A 17,277-nucleotide genomic window follows, 5' to 3' on the forward strand; every position below is an offset into this window, starting at 1 on the left:
CCGCACGGCGGCCCGGCATCCCCTGGTCACGGCGCCGGGGTCACCACCATCGCCGAGCCGCCACCGCGTCGCACCTTCTCCGCGGCGGCCAGCCACTTGCCGCCGGGCAGGCGCTGTACGCCGGTCGCCGCGCCGATCTCCGGGTTCAGCTTGAAGGAGTGCCCGATGGCCTCCAGTTGCGCCCGCAGGTCGCTGTTGTAGAGGGCCGGTTCGAGTTCCGTCTGGGCCGCGTTGCGCTGGCTGGCGCGCGGCGCGGCGATCGCGTCGACGAGCGGCAGATGACGGTCGAGGAACTCGGTCAGGGTCTGCAGCACGGTCGTGATGATGGTCGCGCCGCCGGGCGAGCCGAGCGCGACGACCGGACGGCCCTGCTGGTCGAGGACGATCGTCGGGGAGATCGAGGAGCGCGGGCGCTTGCCCGGGCCGGGCAGGTTCGGGTCGTGCACGGCCGGGTTGGCGGGCGTGAAGGAGAAGTCGGTCAGCTCGTTGTTGAGCAGGAAGCCGCGGTGCGGGACGGTGATGCCGCTGCCGCCGGTCTGCTCGATGGTGAGGGTGTAGGAGACGACGTTGCCCCACCTGTCGGCGACCGTGAGGTGCGTGGTGTTCTCACCCTCGTACGTCGTCGGGGCCGCCGTGCCGCCGGTCGCGCACGGCGCCGGGTGGCGCGGGTCGCCGGGCGCGAGCGGGCTGGTGAGTACCGCGTCGTCCTTGATGAGGCACGCGCGTGAGTCGGCGTACTCCTGGGAGAGGAGTTCCTTCGTCGGCACGTCCTCGAAGGCGGGGTCGCCGACCCAGCGCCCGCGGTCCGCGAACGCGATACGGCTCGCCTCGATGAAGTGGTGCAGGTACTGCACCTCGCTCGCCTTCGAAAGGTCCGTCCTCTCCAGGATGTTGAGCGCTTCACCGACGGTCGTGCCGCCGGAGGAGGAGGGCGCGATGGAGTAGACGTCGAGACCGCGGTACGAGGTTTTCGTGGGCGCCTGGAGTTTCGCGGCGTAGGCCGCGAGGTCCTTCTCGGACAGCTTGCCCGGGCGGGCGTTCCAGCCCGAGGCCGGGTCCACCGGGGGCTTGTCGACGGTGGCGACGATGTCCTTGCCGAGGTCGCCGTGGTAGATCGCGCCTGTGCCCTCGCGGCCCAGCTCCTCGTAGGTGCGGGCGAGGTCGGGGTTCTTGAAGGTGGAGCCGACGACGGGGAGCTGCCCGCCCGGCAGGAACAGCTTGGCCGTGTCCGGGAAGTACCGGAAGCGGGTCTCGTTGGACGCTGTCTGGGACCGGAAGGTGTCGTCGACGGTGAAGCCGTCGCGGGCTATGCGCTCGGCCGGCTTCAGAACGGTGCCGAGCCGCCTGGTGCCCCACTGGTCCAGCGCCTTCTGCCAGGTGGCGGGCGTGCCCGGGGTGCCGACGCTCAGGCCGCTGCTGACGGCGTCGGCGAAGGCGAGCGGCTTGCCGTTCTCCACGAACAGGTTCGAGTCGGCGGTCAGCGGTGCCGTCTCGCGGCCGTCGATCGTGTGCACCGTGCGGGACTTGGCGTCGTAGTAGACGAAGTAGCCGCCTCCGCCGATGCCCGCGGAGTAGGGCTCGGTGACGCCGAGCGCGGCGGCGGTGGCGACGGCCGCGTCGACCGCGTTGCCGCCCTTCTTCAGGACTTCGATACCGGCGGCGGACGCGTCCGCGTCGACGCTCGCCACGGCCCCGCCGTAGCCGACGGCCACGGGCACTTTCTCGGGGGTCGATTTCTGCGGTGCCGGGGCGGCGTGCGGGGGCGCCGCCGCTCCTATCGACACCAGGGCGGCCGAGACCGCCGAAACCGCCAGTTTCCGCGCGACAGGGCGACGCATTCGTACCTCCAGTGACGTGCGTCCACGCAGGGTAACCACATTGCCATGGCCCCGTCAGCACCGCCCCGAGTACTGGTCCGAATGGGCGACTAGCATGCGCGGCCATGAACGACGACGTGCGCAACATCGTCCTGGGCGTGATCGCGGCGGGGATCAGCGCCGCCATCGGCTGGGTGGCCCGAACCTACCTGTGGAAGCGCAAGCTCCGGCGCAAGCAGGCGTTCTTCGGGCTGCCCGACAACTCCGAATCGCTGCTCGTGGTGAACCGCGACGCCGGGAGCCCGGATCTGGCGGTGCACCGCTACGACGTGTTCGCCCTCCTGGAACTGTCCGCCCTCATCAAGGACTGCGGGGCGAACGTCCAGGTCGTCACGCAGGACGAGGCGCGACAGGGCTTCGGCGAGCGGACCGAGTTCTGTGTGGGCGGACCCGGATCGAACCGGCGGATGCTCGCCCACCTGTCGGCCCTGCTGCCGGGCGTCCGGGTCAACCTCGACCCGGAACGGGGTCCTGACCAGGGCGCGTTCGAGATCGGCGGCGAACGCTACCCCATGGAACGCGGCGTCACCGAGTACGTCCTGCTGGCCCGGGTCACCGCGGGCCTGTCGAGGCCGGTGTTCCTCTTCAGCGGCCAGCGTGCGATCACCAACCAGGCCGCGACCCGTTATCTCGCCCGCAACCACGAACGGCTGTACCGCAAGTACGGCAACAACTCCTTCGTGCTGCTCCTGAAGGTCGTCAACTCGCAGGCCTACGGCCCTGATGTGGTGGAGCTGGTGGGAGACGTCACGCGCGCCGCGCAGACCCCGGCAGCCGCGCCGGCTGCACGCACCTCCCACCGCGCCTCCTAGGGAACAGCACATTCCAACAATCTTTACTGGCACGTAACTTACCGACGGGTTACTTCTGGTAAGGGGCCGAGGTTACCGTCAGGTCACTTTGCACTGACACGAGTGAGGAGTGACCAGTGGGACTCGATCGCAAGGCCCTGCGTACGACCGCCGTCGGTGCCGTCTCGGCGACCTTGATCGCCGGCAGCGCCCTCGGACTCAGCCCCACCGCGCAGGCCGCCGCGAACGGCATCCGGTTCGTCGACATCACCGGCGACGGCGGCACCGTGCTCAAGGCGAACGTCGTCACGCCCGCGGACGCGGACGGTTCGCGCCGCTATCCGCTCATCGTGCTCCCGACGAGCTGGGGCCTGCCGCAGGCCGAGTACCTGGCGCAGGCCCAGAAGCTCGCGGACTCCGGTTATGTGGTGCTGACCTACAACGTGCGCGGCTTCTGGCAGTCCGGCGGCGAGATAGAAGTCGCGGGGCCACCCGACATAGCCGACGCCTCGAAGGTGATCGACTGGGCGCTCGCCCACACCCCGGCCGACGCACGGCACATCGGCATGGCGGGCGTCTCCTACGGCGCCGGCATCAGCCTGCTCGCCGCCGCACACGACAAGCGCATCAAGGCGGTCGCCTCGCTCAGCGGCTGGGCGGACCTGATCGACTCGATCTACTCGGGCCGCACCCAGCATGTCCAGGCCGCCGCCGTACTGGACGGCGCGGCGACGCTCACCGGCCGCGAGAGCCCCGAAGTGCGGCAGACGTTCGACGACTTCTACGCCTCCAACCTCGCCAAGGAACCGGAGCTGATCGCCTGGGGCAAGAAGCGCTCCCCCGCCACCTACGTCGACCAGCTCAACAGGAACGGCGCCGCGGTACTGCTCGCCAACGCCTGGGGCGACACGGTCTTCGCGCCCAACCAATACGCCGACTTCTACGAGAAGCTGACGGTCCCGAAGAGACTGGAACTGCGCCCCGGCGACCACGCCACCCCGGAGCTGACCGGCCTGTTCGGGCTGCCCAACGACGTGTGGACCGACACCGGGCGCTGGTTCGACCACTACCTCAAGGGCGCGGACAACGGCATCGACCGTGAGCAGCCGGTCGAGCTGAAGCCCCGCTCCTCGGGCGGCTACGAGGGCTACCCGGACTGGAAGTCGGTGGGCGCGACCCGGAAGAAGATCGACCTTGCGGGAACCACCACGATCCATGCGAACGTGGACTCCGGCGCGGACGGCGGGATCGTCTTCCTCTCCAGCATCCTCGACCAGGTGGCCCACCTTCCGCCCGTCGCGTCGATTCCGCTCCTGCCGCGCCGCTGGGCCGCCGTGTGGAAGTCGGAGAAGTACGCGAGCGCCCAGCACGTGCGCGGCACGGCGAAACTGCACACCACGCTCACGCCCACCAAGGAGAGCGGGACCCTCGTCGCATACCTGTACGACGTGGGCCCGCTCGGCCTCGGCAAGCTGGTCAGCAACGCGCCGTACACCTGGCACGGGCGGACGCCGGGCACACCGTTCGGCGTCGACCTGGAGCTGTACTCCACGGCCTACGACGTCCCGGCCGGACACCGCCTCGCACTGGTCGTCGACACGGTGGACCCGCTGTACATCGAGCACAACCCGTCCGGCGCACAGCTGACCTTCTCCTCGCCGGCGGACGACCCGTCCTACGTGTCGATTCCGCTGCGCGAGCAGTGATCTTCGGCTGCCGCCGCCCGGGCCCGGCCCTCTGAGCTGCTGCTCCCCTTCCCCTCGCGGTCGACGGACCGCGGGGGACCCCCACGGCCGCCAACACCATGGGGATGAACGGCACATCGTAGTCGAGACCCGGGGGGACGCGTCGGGCAGACGGCAGCTCTCGGGCCGCCCGAGCCCTGGCACCGCGCCGTCTCCCGTCGCGCCGTCTCCCGCCGTGGGGTTTGGAGCCTGGAACGCAGGGAACTCCGAAAATAGTATTTATCGGACACGACTCGATTTATCGAACACGGCTCAAGGGGTCACGGCCCGGCGGCAGCCCTCGTCGGGAGGCGTCATGGTCATCCTGGGGATCATTCTGCTCATCATCGGGTTCGTCGCGAAGATCGCCATTCTCTGGACGATCGGGATCATCCTGGTCGTCATCGGAGCGGTTCTGTTCCTGCTCGGCTCCCTCGGACACGCGGTCTTCGGACGACGGCACTACTGGTAGTGCCGGTTGGTCGATGGGCGCCGCCGCGACCGGCGGCATCCGGCGGGCCCCGCCGTCACGGGCCCCGGCCCCTGACGGCGGGGCCCGTCCGTGTCCGCATACGGGGTCCGCCACCGTCATCGAAGGTCGGCCGATCCGTCCCGCGCCTGCTGCCGGGGCACCGCCCTGGTGCCGGACGGGGCCTGTCCCCCTTGTCTGGGGCCGGGGACCGTCGGCCGGGGCTCGACGGGGCGTGCGGTGCCGACCTCGTCCCGCGGTGCGGTGGGCCTGCTGCGCGCCCAGGCCAGCAGCCCCGGGTCGTCCAGCGTGTCCACCCACAGGTCGGCCAGGGCCACGGCCTCCCCGCCCGGCCTCCGCCCCACTCCGATGGCCCGCAGGCCCGCCGCGCCGGCGGCCTTGAGTCCGTTGACCGAGTCCTCTACGGCCAGGGCTCTGCCGCACTCCACGCCCAGGCGCCGCGCGGCCTCGGCGTAGGCGTCCGGGTGCGGTTTGGGGCGTACTCCCGCGCCCGGGACGACGATGTGCCGGAAGTGGCGCCGCAGCCCCACGGATTCCAGGGAGAACTCCACGACGTCCGCGGGGCAGTTGCTGGCCACGGCCAGCGGTGCCACCCGGCTCAGGGCGGTCACCAGGGCCTGCGCCCCGGGCATCGGCACGGGATCCCCGGCGACGAGGGCACGGAAGGCCGCGAGGAGTTGCCGGGTCATCTCCTCGGCTTCGTCCGGTCTGCCGGCGAGGTCGGCCATGAGGGCCCCGCACTCGGTGTGGTGCAGGCCTTTGCTGCGATGGCTGAACTCCGCGTCGGGTACGACGCCGTGGTCGCGCAGGACGGTGTCGCGCGCTTGCTGCCAGTGCCGTTCGGAGTCCACCAGTGTGCCGTCACAGTCGAAGACGACGGCCTGTGGAGTCCAGTCGAAAATACGATGGGTCGTCATGTGTGTGCCGTTCTTGGCGCAGGACGGATCGGCCGGAAGGCGGCACGATCCGCCGGTGAGGATGTCGGTGTGCGCCTGCTGCGCTTCTTCACTTTGGGAAAGCGCGACATCGCAGGCGGAGATGACTGGTTCACGCATGCATGGGTCACAAATCGCGGTCCGCGGTGGTCATGCCCGCATCCGGAACCAGAAACATAATGAACGCTACGCTCATTCGGAGCAGTCGTAAAGATTTGCCACCGCAATACCCACGTGTGGGTGACGCCTATCGATAACGCAGCACACCCTTGACCGTGCGCTCACCGCCCTGCCGAAAGGAGAAGAAACCGGTACGGCCGTACAGGGAACGGTGAATGACGGCGGGCGGCGTGTGCTCGGTGAACCTCAGTGCCGTCATACGACCGGAAACCGGCCGGACAAGCAGTCCTGCGCTGCCGAGAGCGATTGCCTGACGCGCCGCCTCCAGCAGGGCCATGCCGGGCACATGGTCGGTGCCGTGGTCGAAGTAGTAGGGGTGACGGGGATCGGCCGGGTCCACCAGAATGCCGTCGCCCTGCCGGGAGATGAGGACATCGGCCCTCGAATCGAGTCCCAGCAGGGCCGGTTCCGGCCGGGGGCGCCGGCTCGGCGCCGGGGCCGCCGCCGCGGAGGCGGCGCGGAGGTCCGCGTACCGCCGGGCGTCGAGAACACGTGCGCCGCCCGCCGCCTGTGCGAACATGCGTCCATCGACGAGGAATTCGGCCCGCATCCGCAGCCCCGTCACCCTTTTCCCGCTCCGGTCGGTGCGGAGGTCACCGACCGACACCCGGCAGGTGACCTCGGTGGCGCCGTGCGGTGTCGTGGGCTCCATGGCGGGGTCGAGCCGGAAGGAGACGTCATCGATCAGGAAGTGCGCCGTGGCCGGCACGCCGAAGTAGCGCAGCGGAACGCAGATGCCGAGCTGACGCAGCGTCTCGACGACCATCCAGGGGCTGTGCCGGTCGTCACGGCCCCGGGGGAACGTGGGATGCGAGCGCGTCCACGCGGCGGCGGCGCAGAAGGTGAGCGGCCCGCAGGGGCGGACGTCCGTCAGCAGCACCTCGGCCACCGAGATCCGGTGCACCGCCTCGCGTTCGAGGGTCCTGGAGCGGTTCAGGGACGAACAGCAGGCGCGGAAATCCATGAGAAAAGCTAATAAGACTATTGCTGCTTTCGCATGCCCGGGCCTCCTGCCTTTGTGTCGGGACGGCTACATTCCTCCTCGCTACTCCTCGCGACCATCGACGGACAAGGGACATCGCGTGCAGGATCGGGCGGAGGAAACCCGCAGAGCCGTATTACTGGCAGCGGCTCACCTGTTCTTCGAACGGGGGTACGCGGGCACCAGTATCAACGACATCAGTGAACGGTCCGGCCGCACCAGCGGAGCCATCTATTTCCACTACTCCAACAAGGAACAGCTCGCCCTTGCCGTGGTACGGGCGCATTTCGCGACCTGGCCCGCCGTGATCGCGCGCCATGACGCGGTTGCCGAGCCGGCCCTGCACAAGCTCGTCCGGCTGAGCTTCGCGGTCGCCCGGGCGTTCCGGGACGACGTCCTCGTCCGCGCGGGCGCGCGGCTGTGGGCCGAGCGGAAGTCCATCGACGTCGAGATGCCTCCGCCCTTCGTGGACTGGATCGCCACGGTCGAACGGATGCTCACCCAGGCACACGCCGACGGCGATCTCGCTCCCTGGGCGGAGCCCAGCCGCGACGCCCCCACCCTGGTCGCCGCGTTCTTCGGACTGCACACGCTCTCCGACGCCCTCGACGACCGGCTGCTGATCGAGGACCGCCTGGCCGACCTGTGGCTGCTGCTCCTTCCGGGCCTCCAGGCCGAGCCCGCGCCACGGGCGCTGCTGGCCACGGTGGGCGCCCACGTGGCCGCCGACGTCTCCGGCTAGACCTCGGCCACCGCTGCATACACCTGGGACAGCTCGGGGGCGCCCGTGGCGGCCCAGGTGTGGCCGTCGGTGACCACGTCGATCTCGCGGCCGGAGGCCAGCCGGACCACGGGGTGGCCGTTCGGCCAGATCTCCCACCCGGCGCCCGGGACCGTGCGCACGATGACCGTGCCCAGATAGAGGCCCGCGTCGTTCCCGAGCCAGGGCAGGATCTCCTCGTCGTCGCGCCAGCGCGGCAGGAGCTGGTCGAGCGCCTCCAACGAGGCCGTGGAGTCGTCGAGTTCGACGCCCGCCTGCTCGGCGTGGGAACGCAACAGCTCGCATTCGGACAGGAGTCCGGTCACAGCGGCCGTGTCGGCGTCACCGTCGGAGAACACCGCGACGCCCAAGGCGGGGCCGCGTTTCTTACGCCAGTTGCCCAGGAAGGAGATGTTCATACGCCCAGCGTGACACCGGCGCGCTGTGAGACACCACAGGCGCGCAGAGGTCACCGTCACGCCCCCTCCTGGCCAGGGCGGCTACGGTTCCAGGTCCACCACGACGGGCGCATGGTCCGAGGCGCCCTTGCCCTTGCGTTCCTCGCGGTCCACGTAGGCGTCCTTGACCGCCTTCGCGAACGGCCTGTTGCCGTACACCAGGTCGATGCGCATTCCGCGGTTCTTGGGGAAGCAGAGCTGGCGGTAGTCCCAGTACGTGAACGGGTGGTCGTACTTCAGCGGGCGCGGCACCACGTCCTCCAGGCCCGCCTCGCGCAGGGAGGCCAGGGCGGCGCGCTCGGCCGGGGTGACATGGGTCGAGCCCTCGAACGCCGTGATGTCGTAGACGTCGTCGTCCGTCGGTGCCACGTTGTAGTCGCCCAGCACCGCGAACGGGCGGCTGCCCGCGGCGTCGCCCGCGACGGCCGCCTTCAGCGCCTCGAACCACTGCAGCTTGTACGCGTAGTGCGGGTGGTCCACCTCACGGCCGTTCGGCACGTACACCGACCAGACGCGGACCGGGCCGCAGGTCGCCGAGATGGCGCGGGGCTCCTCGACGCCGTCGTAGCCGGGGTCGCCGGGCAGGCCCTTGACCACGTCCGCCAGGCCGACGCGGGAGAGCACCGCGACGCCGTTCCACCGGCCGTCCGCGTGGACCGCCGCCTCGTAGCCCAGCTCGCGCAGCTGGTCGTACGGGAACTGCTTCTCGGCGATCTTGGCCTCCTGGAGGCAGAGCACGTCCGTGCCGCTGCTCTCCAGCCAGGCCAGGAGCCTCGGGAGGCGGGCGGTGATCGAGTTCACGTTCCAGGTCGCGATGCGCATGCCTCACAACCTACCCGGCGGGTACGACAACCGGTCCCGGCCCTGTCCTCCCGGCCTCCCGCCGGCCCTCAGAGCTGCGCCGACGCGCCCGGCGCCAGTCGCAGGTGCTCGGCTCCGCCCAGGGCGCCGATCTGGTTGTCGTAGATCGGGCGGGCCAGGTCCGTCAGGAGGGCGTCGTGGATGTCGTACGCGCGCTGCGGCTTGACCTCCCGGACGTAGTCGATCACCTCGGCGATCTTGTTCCAGGGCGCCATCACCGGGAGCATCAGCGTCTCGACGGGGTGGTCGGGGACGGTGAGGGCGTCGCCGGGGTGGAAGACCTTCCCGCCGTCGATCAGGTAGCCGACGTTCGTGATGCGCGGGATGTCGGGGTGGATCACGGCGTGGAGTTCGCCGTGCACCTGGACGTCGAAGCCCGCGGCGGTGAAGGTGTCACCGTGGCCGACGGTGTGCACGCGGCCCGGGAAGGCCGCCGAGATCTGCTCGGCGACCGACTTCAGGGTCCAGATCTCCGCCTCCGGGTTGGCCTCCAGGCCGGCCCGCAGCCGGTCCTCGTTGAAGTGGTCGAGGTGCTCGTGCGTGACCAGGACGGCGTCCGCGCCGACTGCGGCGTCCTCCTCGCTGAAGGTGCCGGGGTCGATGACGAGCGTCCGCCCGTCCTTCTCGAGCCGGATGCAGGCGTGCGACTTCTTCGTGAGCTTCATGGATCCATCCTGCCCCTGCCCGGCCTGCACAGCGTGGTGGCCCTGCTACCCGGCTGGCGATCACTCCTGCGGGGTCGTCTCCTCCCGGATGACCTGCTGCGCCACCTTGAACGCGCTGTTCGCGGCCGGTACCCCGCAGTAGAGCGCGGACTGGAGCAGCACTTCCCCGATCTCGGCGGGGGTGAGACCGTTGCGCAGGGCCGCCCGGGTGTGCGCCGCGAGGTCGTCCAGGTGGCCGCCCGCGACCAGCGCGGTGAGGGCGACACAGCTGCGGGTGCGCCGGTCGAGGCCGGGCCGGTCCCAGATCTCGCCCCAGGTGTAGCGGGTGAGGAACTCCTGGAAGTCCCCTGAGAAGTCGTCCGCGGAGGCCAGCTCCCGGTCGACGTGCGCGTCGCCGAGCACCTCACGGCGGATCTTGATCCCGGTCTCGTACGGGTCGGGCCGGGCCGAGGGCTGGGGCGGGACGGCGGCCGGGGCGATCTCGGCCACGGGTGCCACCGGCGGCGGCGCGACCGGCACCGGCTTCGGCGCGGGCCCCGCGATCGCCGTCATCTGGCCGGTGGTCGCGTCGAAGGCGGGCTGCCACGCGGTCGCGAAGTGGTGGACGAGCAGATCGGTGACGGCCGCCGGCTGTTCCACGGGCACCAGGTGCGAGGCGCCGGGGACGACCGCGAGTCGGGCGTCGGGGATCCCCGCGACCAGGGTGCGTGCCTCGGCGGGTCCGGTGACCTGGTCCTCGGAGCCGACGAGGACCAGGGTGGGTACGCCGATCCGGCCCAGCTCGGCCCGTACGTCGAAGGCGGCGAGCGCCTCGCAGGCCGCGATGTAGCAGCCGGGGTCGGTGGTGCGGACCATCTGCACGGCCCACTCGGTGATCGCGGGCTGCGCGGCGGCGAAGCCCGAGGTGAACCAGCGCTCCGGGGATGTGCGGGCGATCGGGTCCAGTCCGTTCGTCCGCACGATCACACCGCGCTGGCGGAACTCGTCGGCCGTGCCGAAGCGGGGTGAGGCGGCGATCAGCGCGAGCGAGGCGAGGCGTTCGGGGTGGCGCAGCGCCAGCTCGATCCCCACCGCGCCGCCGAGGGCGCAGCCCGCGTAACCGAAGCGCTGCACCCCGAGCGCGTCGAGGGTGGCGAGCAGGCGGTCGGTGAGGTCGGCGACGGAACCCGACGGGTGCGCGGGTGCGCCCCCATGGCCGGGCAGATCGAAGCGGAAGACCCGCCACTGCTTGGCGAGCTCAGGGACCTGACGGTCCCACATGTGCCATGTGGTACCCAGTGAGGGACCCAAGATCAGGACCGGAGCGTCTTCTGGCCCGTCAAAGCGGTATTGCAGGGTGTTCGGGGGTGTCTCACTCACGCCCCAGACCCTCTCACGTCTCACGGACGCCCCTATAATGCGGGGGTGCTGGGCACCGGTCTGACCAGGTTAAAGACCTCGCGGGCGGCATACCGCTTGAGGCATCGGATGATCTCCGGTCGCGTCTTGCCCTCCTTCGTACGGCGTTCGTAGTACGCCTGGGTACGGGGGTCGTGGCGCAGCCGGGTGAACACGATGCGGTGCAGGGCCGCGTTCGCCTGCCGGTTGCCGCCGTGGTTGAGCCGGCGCGTGCTCCGCCGGCCGGAGGAGTACTCGATGGGGCTGACTCCGCAAAGGGCAGCAAAGGACGCCTCGGTGTTCAGCCGCTCGGGATTGTCCCCCATGGTGATCAGGAGAGTGATGGCGCTGTCCGGACCGATGCCCACCGGTACGAGCAACTGTGGGGCGTGACGCTCGACGAGCCGGGTCAGGCGTTGGTTCAGCTCATTGATCTGTCCGGTGAGCTGTTCGATGCGCTCGCCGAGCATGCGTAGCGTCATGTGGGTGGCCTGGGCCACCGCGTCCTCGTCTCCCCCACCATCGGGTGGGCTGAGGGTCGCGCAGGTGCGGAAGAGCTCGGCATTGCCCAAGCTTGACAACCGTTCCCGCAGGGCGGGGTCGGCGATCACTAGGACGGCCTTGAGCTGGTTGATCGCCTGGGTGCGGGCCTTGACCGCGGAGTCCTTGGCGAGTTTGTAGATCCGGGCGCTGTGCACCGGACCGTCGCCGGATTTCGCCTGGGCCCGAGCGCGACCGCTGAGCACGGCTCGCGCGGCGGCCTGCGCGTCGAGCGGGTCCGACTTCCCGAGCAGCCGGCGGGCCGACCGGTCGGGCCGGTTCACTTCGAACACCTGGATCTGCTGGGCCAGCAGATAACGGGACAGCCCCGCGCCGAAGGTACCCGTGCCCTCCACACCGGCCCGGCGCACCGTCCCCCGCTTACGGGCCCAGACAAGCAGTTGTCGGTAACCGGCCGCCGTCGCCGGAAAGGACTCGATTCCCAGGACCTTCCCGAGCGGGGAGATCACGGCGGCGACATGCACCTCGCCGTGCGTGTCCACGCCTAGGACGACCTCGCGCCGAACGGGAGGATCCGTACTGGAGGAAGTACTGCGCTGTCTGGTCGTCATGATGGTTCGCCTCCCGCTATGTGAGGTGCAGGGTGGATGGCACCGGCCCGCTCGGGCGGTCTGAACCGTGATGGCGCCTGAAACTCGGCAAGGCCCCTATAGGGACACACCCTGTGGGTCGGTGGCAGGCAGCATTCCGCAACGGCAGTCGACAGGTCTGCGACTGGACACTTCGGTCATAGATCTCACGAGTCAGACCCCCGCACGGGACGGCACTGCACAACCGTCCCATCGATCCCGGTACCGCGGCATGACTCGATCACTGCCGGACGCCTCGGAACGAACCTATGCTCGACTTGGCCCGGTCAGGCTGTCACAGAGTCAACTTTCGGGCATGCGTGACCGGCATTGACGGACGGCCGCGTGGCCCTACCGGCTGCCCCTGGCATCCGCCGGCGTGACCACCTGGCATCCGGACCACGGTGGGCCGCGGTCCGGACTCTCCCTCGCCCAGGAGGTGCATACGGTGGCCACCCCGTCGACCATGCGTCCGGGGAGCGGATACTTGCCCCGACCAGTGGCACGTGTACCAGGTGGCGCACCGATCCGAGACCGGGCGCTAGATCTAGGACAGACTGGGCCGTGACCGGCGTTGGGAAGGTCCGGCGCCGGTCACGGGCCCGGAGCCGGCCCACAGCAGGCTCGATTCGCGCCGCGCGCCCCGTTCGGGCCAGGATCGCGGCCATCGCGTACCGCAGCCCTGCACGCTTCCCTGTTAGTCGCTGTAATGCCGGCCCGCCGGGTCGTCGCCTCCCCGGCGTACTCAAAACCCCGCGAACGCGCCGAATAGACCTCCCCGGCCAGCGGCAGGACCGCATGACCATACAGGCGCCCGCGCGACTCGTCACCGCCGCCGGCCCGACACCCGTCGAACTGGCCATCGTTGACGACATCGCCGACGAACACGGCCCGAGATGTTCCTGTGGATCGTCTTCCACCGGCCGGGCGGCGGCGCCTGCATCCGGTTCGCATGGACCGACCGGGGCTCCGCGCTCGGCGAGCGCATCGACCAGCTCGCCCTCGCCTCGGCTCCCTCGCCCCCGGCTCGCTGCCGCAGCTTCACTCTGGCCGACACAGATGCTGCGTGGCTGCTCCATTCCTGAAAGGCTTCAAGGCATGCGAGAGGTCAGCGGGGTTGGTGCCGTCAGTATCGAGTACAGCCACTTCTCAGTAGGCGAGCATTGGGAGCGAGGCTTCGAGCGCAGGGAGAGCGAGCCGAATTTCCAGACCGATGAAGAGGTAATCGTCGTGCCCGGCCAGATCGTCGTGACGTCGCGGGTTCAGGAGCATACTGCGCCGGTCGTTTTGGCTGTCAACGACCAACTGGACGAGGCACCGGGGCCGGCCTGGACGCTGGTTGCTTCTGTGGACTACCAGCCGGTCTACAAGGGCCGCATGGCAGCCTTTGACACGATGAACGGCCCGGCTCAGCCTGCCCGTGCATCGGTTGAGGTGTTCGGTCAGCGAGTCGAGCCGGCTGAGCCGTTTATGGCCTTGGACCCGTCTCGTACCTATCGCGCGCAGGTGTGGTCACAAGGTCGGAGTGACTCCCGCGAACGGTTCAACGCTGCCATCGAGCGCACAGAATGGGGTGTTCATGAAGGTTTCGAGGCGTATGTGATTGTCTTCGTTCCCTCCGGAACGCAAGAACCGCCGGCTCCCTCCGAAGCCGGGAGCCGACGAGAGCGCATGGCCCGTACGAGTGGGAAGCCTCCCCTGAACATGCGCTGATCCATTTGGCAGGTCGGGGACGGCCCGAGGGCCGCCCCCCGTTCCGGCGTAGGCCGGTTACTTCACGAAGATGCCGTATGCGTTGTTGTGCAGGATCCGGTCACTGCCGTACCAGTCGGACAGCTCCGATCCCGCCTTGCTGTTCTCGGCGCCCGGCACGTAGCGCACGGAGAAGTTCCCGTCACCCAGGCCGGCGCCTTCCATGGTCGAGGCGAAGGGGAATTCGTCGCACTGGTAGCTGTCGTTGGGACGACTCAGGCCCCGGCACGCGGCGTCCTTTGCATTCCGGTTCTTGCGGGCCGTTTCGGCTGCGGCAGCGTCGTAGTTGGCCCAGTTGCGGTGCAGGGGCGGTCGGCCGTTCCAGATGTCGCCCGGGATCACCTTGTTGGCCTTTTGCGGGTAGGTGGTCTGCGGCCTGTACAGCGCGTCGTATACATGGTTCGCGACGCCCTTGGTGTCGCTCTTGGCGCGGTCGTAGGAGAACACCGGTATGACCCGATCGAAGATCACTCCCTCGTCGTAGAACTTGCTGCCGAGAGACTTCGAGGAGTCGAAACGCAGCCCGTTCTCGGGGCCGCTGCTCCAGGGCGTGGTAGCGCCGTCGCCGGTGACCTTCCAGTTGTGCTGGTACACGCAGGTGGCTATGTCGTCGGGGCCTGTGCCGGTGCCCTTGGCAGACACCAGGCCATAGGCGATGTACTCATCGCGCCAGGCGCCGACCGTCTCGGTGAAGGGGTTCGAGGAGATGTCGGTGACCTTGCAGGAGCTGGCCGACGGCCAGCCGGCCTGTGTCACCTCGAAGCTCATCAGCGCCGAGTCGTTGAACACGCCGGACGACGTGAGCTGGTCGGTGTGGTCTTCGATGGTCGCGTCCCGCATGTTGTCGGAACCCGTGCCGATTTCCGTCTCGCGGAACCGGACCATGCCTTCGACCTCACCCTGGCCATTGAGCTTGATGGCCGTGTTGTAGCCCCAGCGGCAGAAGCTGAAGTGATTGATCACCTTGCCGGCGGTTGTGTGTGCGTCCGGCATCGCTCGGCACTGTTCCTTGGTGAGGGCCGCAGCGTTGAGTATTCGCTTCTCAGCGGCGGCGTTGCCGGACTCGGCAACGTACTTCTGGCCGCCCTCCTGAGCGATCTTCTGCTCCTGGGCCTCGCTGGACGGTTGTGGGGCTTGCGGTCTCTCGCTGGTCTGCAGCCTTTGAGCGGAGACAGACGAGCGTTGCTTGGCCAGGGCGCTTTGGTACTTGGTGCCCAGCGGCAGGTCGATGGGCTTGCTGGAGCGCAGCCAGATGACCTGTCCCTGATCGCTGTCCACACTGGAGGAAGCGTGCGCAGTGGTCCCGGTGAGCATCGCGGCGAGGCTGCCGATACCGAGAGCTACGGCGGTTAAGCGTCTCTTATGCATCGTGGGTGTTCTCCCATCTCGCGAACGGGAAGATCACCCCATCAGAGTGAGAACAGGTGAGCCATGCGTGATATCACGGTTTGCGTATGACCCAACAGATCCGGTCAAGTATTCGACACAAGTAAGCGATTGAGGCGTGGCCACATCTCGCCCCGCCTTACTCGTACCTCACCCAGCCCCGGAAGATCTCTTCCTCTGGTCAGGGCTGATGATCAGTGCTGACCAGAGCCCCGCCTTGCGCCCAGAGGTGGGACAGGGGAATGCGCGACCGCCATGGACGGCCCTGAGCGCTGCCACTGCCAGTCCGGATCAGCCATCAAAAACCGGGCGCAATCCACCCTCATTTACCACAAGGCCGTGTATAGCATCGCACGGGGCCACGTCTCTTGAGTGCGACACACACGTAGGTGAAATCAACCAGCTCATGTCCGGGTTCACCCTCACGGGCCTTCCAAGGTGAACAGGATCCGCGACAGGACGCCCACGTGGTCGTCGTCCAGCACGACGACGGCTTCGTCGGAGTGCTTCTCGGCGTCCACGATGGCACGGGCGATCCGAAGCGCTTCGGACAGGAACTCCTAGGAGTCCTGGATCAGCCAGTCCCGCAATCGCTTGATCCGCTCTGCCAGGACGGTGTACTTCGCCGACTCCGGTTCGACACCCTTTTCGAAGGCGGACTTGATGTGGTCCAGGATCTCCGCCGCGAGCGGGAGCGTCCTGTCCTCGCTGTCGCCCTTGCCGGATTTGGGGCGGACGAGTGCCAGCAACTCCTTGAGTGTGGCGATGCCTTGGGCATCCAGGACGAGGGGTTCCTCCTGGGAAGTGACTACGGTGAAGGAGTGGACATGGGCGTTGATGATGTCCAGGACCATGGGTCCCAACTCGGTCAGCCTTTTCTTCCTCGTCGGAGGACTTGTTGAACAGGGTCGTGTAGACGGACACGAACAGACCAAATCCATCTCGGTATGGTGATCCGCTTGTCGCTGTTGACCAGCGGGTACAGGCTTGCCAGGGGCCGGTAGTCCTTGCTGAAAACCTCGGCTGCGCCAGGGTTGGCGTCCAGGTATGCGTTGATGGCTCGCACGGACTCGTATCCGTGGACCGTGAGGTCCAGGCCGTCCACCTCCGCCAGGAGGTCTTCGATGCGGGCGAAGGTGTTGCGGAACTCGGTGACCAACGCGGACAGGTCGGTGACGAATCCGCCCTCCTTGCCTGCGTCCTTTGAGCTGGGGTCGGCTACGGCACGCTGAACTTCTTCGGCCAGGCCGATGTAGTCCGCGATCACGCCGGACGTTTTCACGAATCCGGTCGGGGACACCCAGGTGCGGTTTCGGGCGGGTGATCGTCTGGAACAAGTTGTGGGCTTTCGGCGGCTTGTCCAGGTAGAGAACGCCCTCGTTGGGGGCGTCGAACCCCGTTATCAGCTTCGAAGTCACCAGCAGGAAGCCTAGCGGGTCATCCGGAGCGAGGAATCGCCGCTTCTGCTCCTCCTCCTCGACCTCCGAGAGCCGGAGCAGCCTCATGGCCGTGTCTTCCTCCTCGGAGTCCGAGACGGAGATGTGCACCTCCGCGGTGATCCGGTCGTGCAGAGCCCGCCCGGTTTTCCCGTGAGGCCGCGTCGTCTCATAGATCCCATCCCTGTGGGTGCGATCGCAAATCCAGCGTCGTCAAGGACGCCCCTATAACGCAGGGGCGCGGGAAACCGGTCTGACCAGGTTGAAGACCTCTCGGGCGGCATACCGCTTGAGGCATCGGATCTCACAGCAGTTCCCACGCTTGCAGCCAACCGCCGCTGGTGGAGACGAACATCATGCGGCTCTCAACGGCGGGTTGTCCGCGGCCTTCTTCGCTCCACCGCGCTGGCAGCTGGGCCGTACACCGGCGGGTGCGCGGATCCCACGCGTGCAGGACCCCAGTACGGTCACTG

The 17,277-nt window shown here is 68.5% G+C and carries 17 protein-coding genes and 1 pseudogene; 6 read left to right on the top strand and 12 right to left on the bottom strand.

All coding sequences use genetic code 11. The features are described from left to right. Positions 1–26: 26 nt before the first annotated feature. Entirely contained in the window at positions 27–1,838 is a 1,812-nt protein-coding gene (gene ggt / locus ACFYZJ_RS00070; protein ID WP_388561168.1) for a gamma-glutamyltransferase, read from the bottom strand. Between the two features lie 104 nt (positions 1,839–1,942). Between ggt and ACFYZJ_RS00075 the strand changes: the two genes are divergently transcribed. The 3 genes from ACFYZJ_RS00075 to ACFYZJ_RS00085 all read left to right on the top strand — a co-directional run bounded on the left by ACFYZJ_RS00075 (position 1,943) and on the right by ACFYZJ_RS00085 (position 4,864). Further along, entirely contained in the window at positions 1,943–2,689 is a 747-nt protein-coding gene (locus ACFYZJ_RS00075; protein ID WP_388561170.1) for a hypothetical protein, read from the top strand. Between the two features lie 116 nt (positions 2,690–2,805). Further along, a complete protein-coding gene (locus tag ACFYZJ_RS00080; RefSeq protein WP_388561172.1) occupies positions 2,806–4,374 on the top strand; it encodes an alpha/beta fold hydrolase in 1,569 nt (522 codons plus the stop codon). Positions 4,375–4,708: 334 nt separating this feature from the next. After that, on the top strand, positions 4,709–4,864 hold the full coding sequence (locus ACFYZJ_RS00085) for a DUF6131 family protein (RefSeq protein ID WP_388561174.1): 156 nt from the start codon (positions 4,709–4,711) through the stop codon (positions 4,862–4,864). Positions 4,865–4,980: 116 nt separating this feature from the next. Here the strand turns inward: ACFYZJ_RS00085 and ACFYZJ_RS00090 are convergent, their stop codons facing one another. Next, positions 4,981–5,799, bottom strand: a complete 819-nt coding sequence (locus ACFYZJ_RS00090) for an HAD family hydrolase (protein WP_388561176.1) — start codon at positions 5,797–5,799, stop codon at positions 4,981–4,983. A 265-nt stretch (positions 5,800–6,064) separates the two neighbouring features. Then, positions 6,065–6,961 (bottom strand): ScbA/BarX family gamma-butyrolactone biosynthesis protein, encoded by an 897-nt coding sequence (locus ACFYZJ_RS00095; protein ID WP_388561178.1) that lies wholly within the window; start codon positions 6,959–6,961, stop codon positions 6,065–6,067. A 118-nt stretch (positions 6,962–7,079) separates the two neighbouring features. Here ACFYZJ_RS00095 and ACFYZJ_RS00100 point away from each other — a divergent pair, with 118 nt between their 5' ends. Then, positions 7,080–7,721, top strand: a complete 642-nt coding sequence (locus tag ACFYZJ_RS00100) for a ScbR family autoregulator-binding transcription factor (protein WP_388561180.1) — start codon at positions 7,080–7,082, stop codon at positions 7,719–7,721. On the opposite strand, the gene ACFYZJ_RS00105 is transcribed toward ACFYZJ_RS00100, so the two are convergent. The 5 genes from ACFYZJ_RS00105 to ACFYZJ_RS00125 form a co-directional block, all read right to left on the bottom strand. After that, positions 7,718–8,158, bottom strand: a complete 441-nt coding sequence (locus ACFYZJ_RS00105; protein WP_388561182.1) for a DUF6278 family protein — start codon at positions 8,156–8,158, stop codon at positions 7,718–7,720. The genes ACFYZJ_RS00100 and ACFYZJ_RS00105 overlap by 4 nt on opposite strands. Positions 8,159–8,239: 81 nt before the next feature. Further along, positions 8,240–9,019 carry an exodeoxyribonuclease III gene (locus ACFYZJ_RS00110; RefSeq protein WP_388561184.1) on the bottom strand — a complete coding sequence of 260 codons (780 nt, stop codon included), beginning with the start codon at positions 9,017–9,019 and terminating at the stop codon, positions 8,240–8,242. A gap of 68 nt (positions 9,020–9,087) precedes the next feature. Continuing rightward, the gene (locus tag ACFYZJ_RS00115) at positions 9,088–9,723 is read right to left on the bottom strand and encodes an MBL fold metallo-hydrolase (RefSeq protein ID WP_388561186.1); all 636 of its coding nucleotides are present in this window, start codon (positions 9,721–9,723) and stop codon (positions 9,088–9,090) included. 60 nt (positions 9,724–9,783) lie between these two features. Continuing rightward, complete coding sequence (locus ACFYZJ_RS00120; RefSeq protein ID WP_388561188.1) at positions 9,784–11,082, bottom strand: alpha/beta fold hydrolase; 1,299 nt, start codon at positions 11,080–11,082, stop codon at positions 9,784–9,786. 32 nt (positions 11,083–11,114) lie between these two features. Next, positions 11,115–12,143, bottom strand: coding sequence for an IS110 family transposase (locus tag ACFYZJ_RS00125; protein WP_388561190.1), 1,029 nt, complete (start codon positions 12,141–12,143; stop codon positions 11,115–11,117). A gap of 983 nt (positions 12,144–13,126) precedes the next feature. Between ACFYZJ_RS00125 and ACFYZJ_RS00130 the strand changes: the two genes are divergently transcribed. Next, positions 13,127–13,315, top strand: a complete 189-nt coding sequence (locus tag ACFYZJ_RS00130; protein WP_388561192.1) for a hypothetical protein — start codon at positions 13,127–13,129, stop codon at positions 13,313–13,315. A 13-nt stretch (positions 13,316–13,328) separates the two neighbouring features. Next, entirely contained in the window at positions 13,329–13,943 is a 615-nt protein-coding gene (locus ACFYZJ_RS00135) for a hypothetical protein (protein ID WP_388561194.1), read from the top strand. A 57-nt stretch (positions 13,944–14,000) separates the two neighbouring features. Here the strand turns inward: ACFYZJ_RS00135 and ACFYZJ_RS00140 are convergent, their stop codons facing one another. The 4 genes and pseudogenes from ACFYZJ_RS00140 to ACFYZJ_RS00155 all read right to left on the bottom strand — a co-directional run. After that, complete coding sequence (locus tag ACFYZJ_RS00140; protein ID WP_388561196.1) at positions 14,001–15,296, bottom strand: NucA/NucB deoxyribonuclease domain-containing protein; 1,296 nt, start codon at positions 15,294–15,296, stop codon at positions 14,001–14,003. 632 nt (positions 15,297–15,928) lie between these two features. Then, positions 15,929–16,231, bottom strand: coding sequence for a hypothetical protein (locus ACFYZJ_RS00145; protein WP_388562226.1), 303 nt, complete (start codon positions 16,229–16,231; stop codon positions 15,929–15,931). A 5-nt stretch (positions 16,232–16,236) separates the two neighbouring features. After that, positions 16,237–16,635 carry a hypothetical protein gene (locus ACFYZJ_RS00150; RefSeq protein ID WP_388562228.1) on the bottom strand — a complete coding sequence of 133 codons (399 nt, stop codon included), beginning with the start codon at positions 16,633–16,635 and terminating at the stop codon, positions 16,237–16,239. A gap of 61 nt (positions 16,636–16,696) precedes the next feature. Then, a pseudogene (locus ACFYZJ_RS00155) lies at positions 16,697–16,873 on the bottom strand (hypothetical protein); the annotation flags it as partial. Positions 16,874–17,277: the final 404 nt, after the last annotated feature.

It is taken from the genome of Streptomyces sp. NPDC001848 (assembly GCF_042891915.1).
GTDB lineage: Bacteria > Actinomycetota > Actinomycetes > Streptomycetales > Streptomycetaceae > Streptomyces.

Excerpts from the sequence above, each read along its gene's own strand:
- ACFYZJ_RS00140 (WP_388561196.1), bottom strand. The coding sequence starts at position 15,296 with ATGCTCACCGGGACCACTGCGCACGCTTCCTCCAGTGTGGACAGCGAT.
- ACFYZJ_RS00135 (WP_388561194.1), top strand. The coding sequence starts at position 13,329 with ATGCGAGAGGTCAGCGGGGTTGGTGCCGTCAGTATCGAGTACAGCCAC.
- ACFYZJ_RS00130 (WP_388561192.1), top strand. The coding sequence starts at position 13,127 with ATGTTCCTGTGGATCGTCTTCCACCGGCCGGGCGGCGGCGCCTGCATC.
- ACFYZJ_RS00105 (WP_388561182.1), bottom strand. The coding sequence starts at position 8,158 with ATGAACATCTCCTTCCTGGGCAACTGGCGTAAGAAACGCGGCCCCGCC.
- ggt (WP_388561168.1), bottom strand. The coding sequence starts at position 1,838 with ATGCGTCGCCCTGTCGCGCGGAAACTGGCGGTTTCGGCGGTCTCGGCC.
- ACFYZJ_RS00110 (WP_388561184.1), bottom strand. The coding sequence starts at position 9,019 with ATGCGCATCGCGACCTGGAACGTGAACTCGATCACCGCCCGCCTCCCG.
- ACFYZJ_RS00085 (WP_388561174.1), top strand. The coding sequence starts at position 4,709 with ATGGTCATCCTGGGGATCATTCTGCTCATCATCGGGTTCGTCGCGAAG.
- ACFYZJ_RS00090 (WP_388561176.1), bottom strand. The coding sequence starts at position 5,799 with ATGACGACCCATCGTATTTTCGACTGGACTCCACAGGCCGTCGTCTTC.
- ACFYZJ_RS00095 (WP_388561178.1), bottom strand. The coding sequence starts at position 6,961 with ATGGATTTCCGCGCCTGCTGTTCGTCCCTGAACCGCTCCAGGACCCTC.
- ACFYZJ_RS00075 (WP_388561170.1), top strand. The coding sequence starts at position 1,943 with ATGAACGACGACGTGCGCAACATCGTCCTGGGCGTGATCGCGGCGGGG.
- ACFYZJ_RS00115 (WP_388561186.1), bottom strand. The coding sequence starts at position 9,723 with ATGAAGCTCACGAAGAAGTCGCACGCCTGCATCCGGCTCGAGAAGGAC.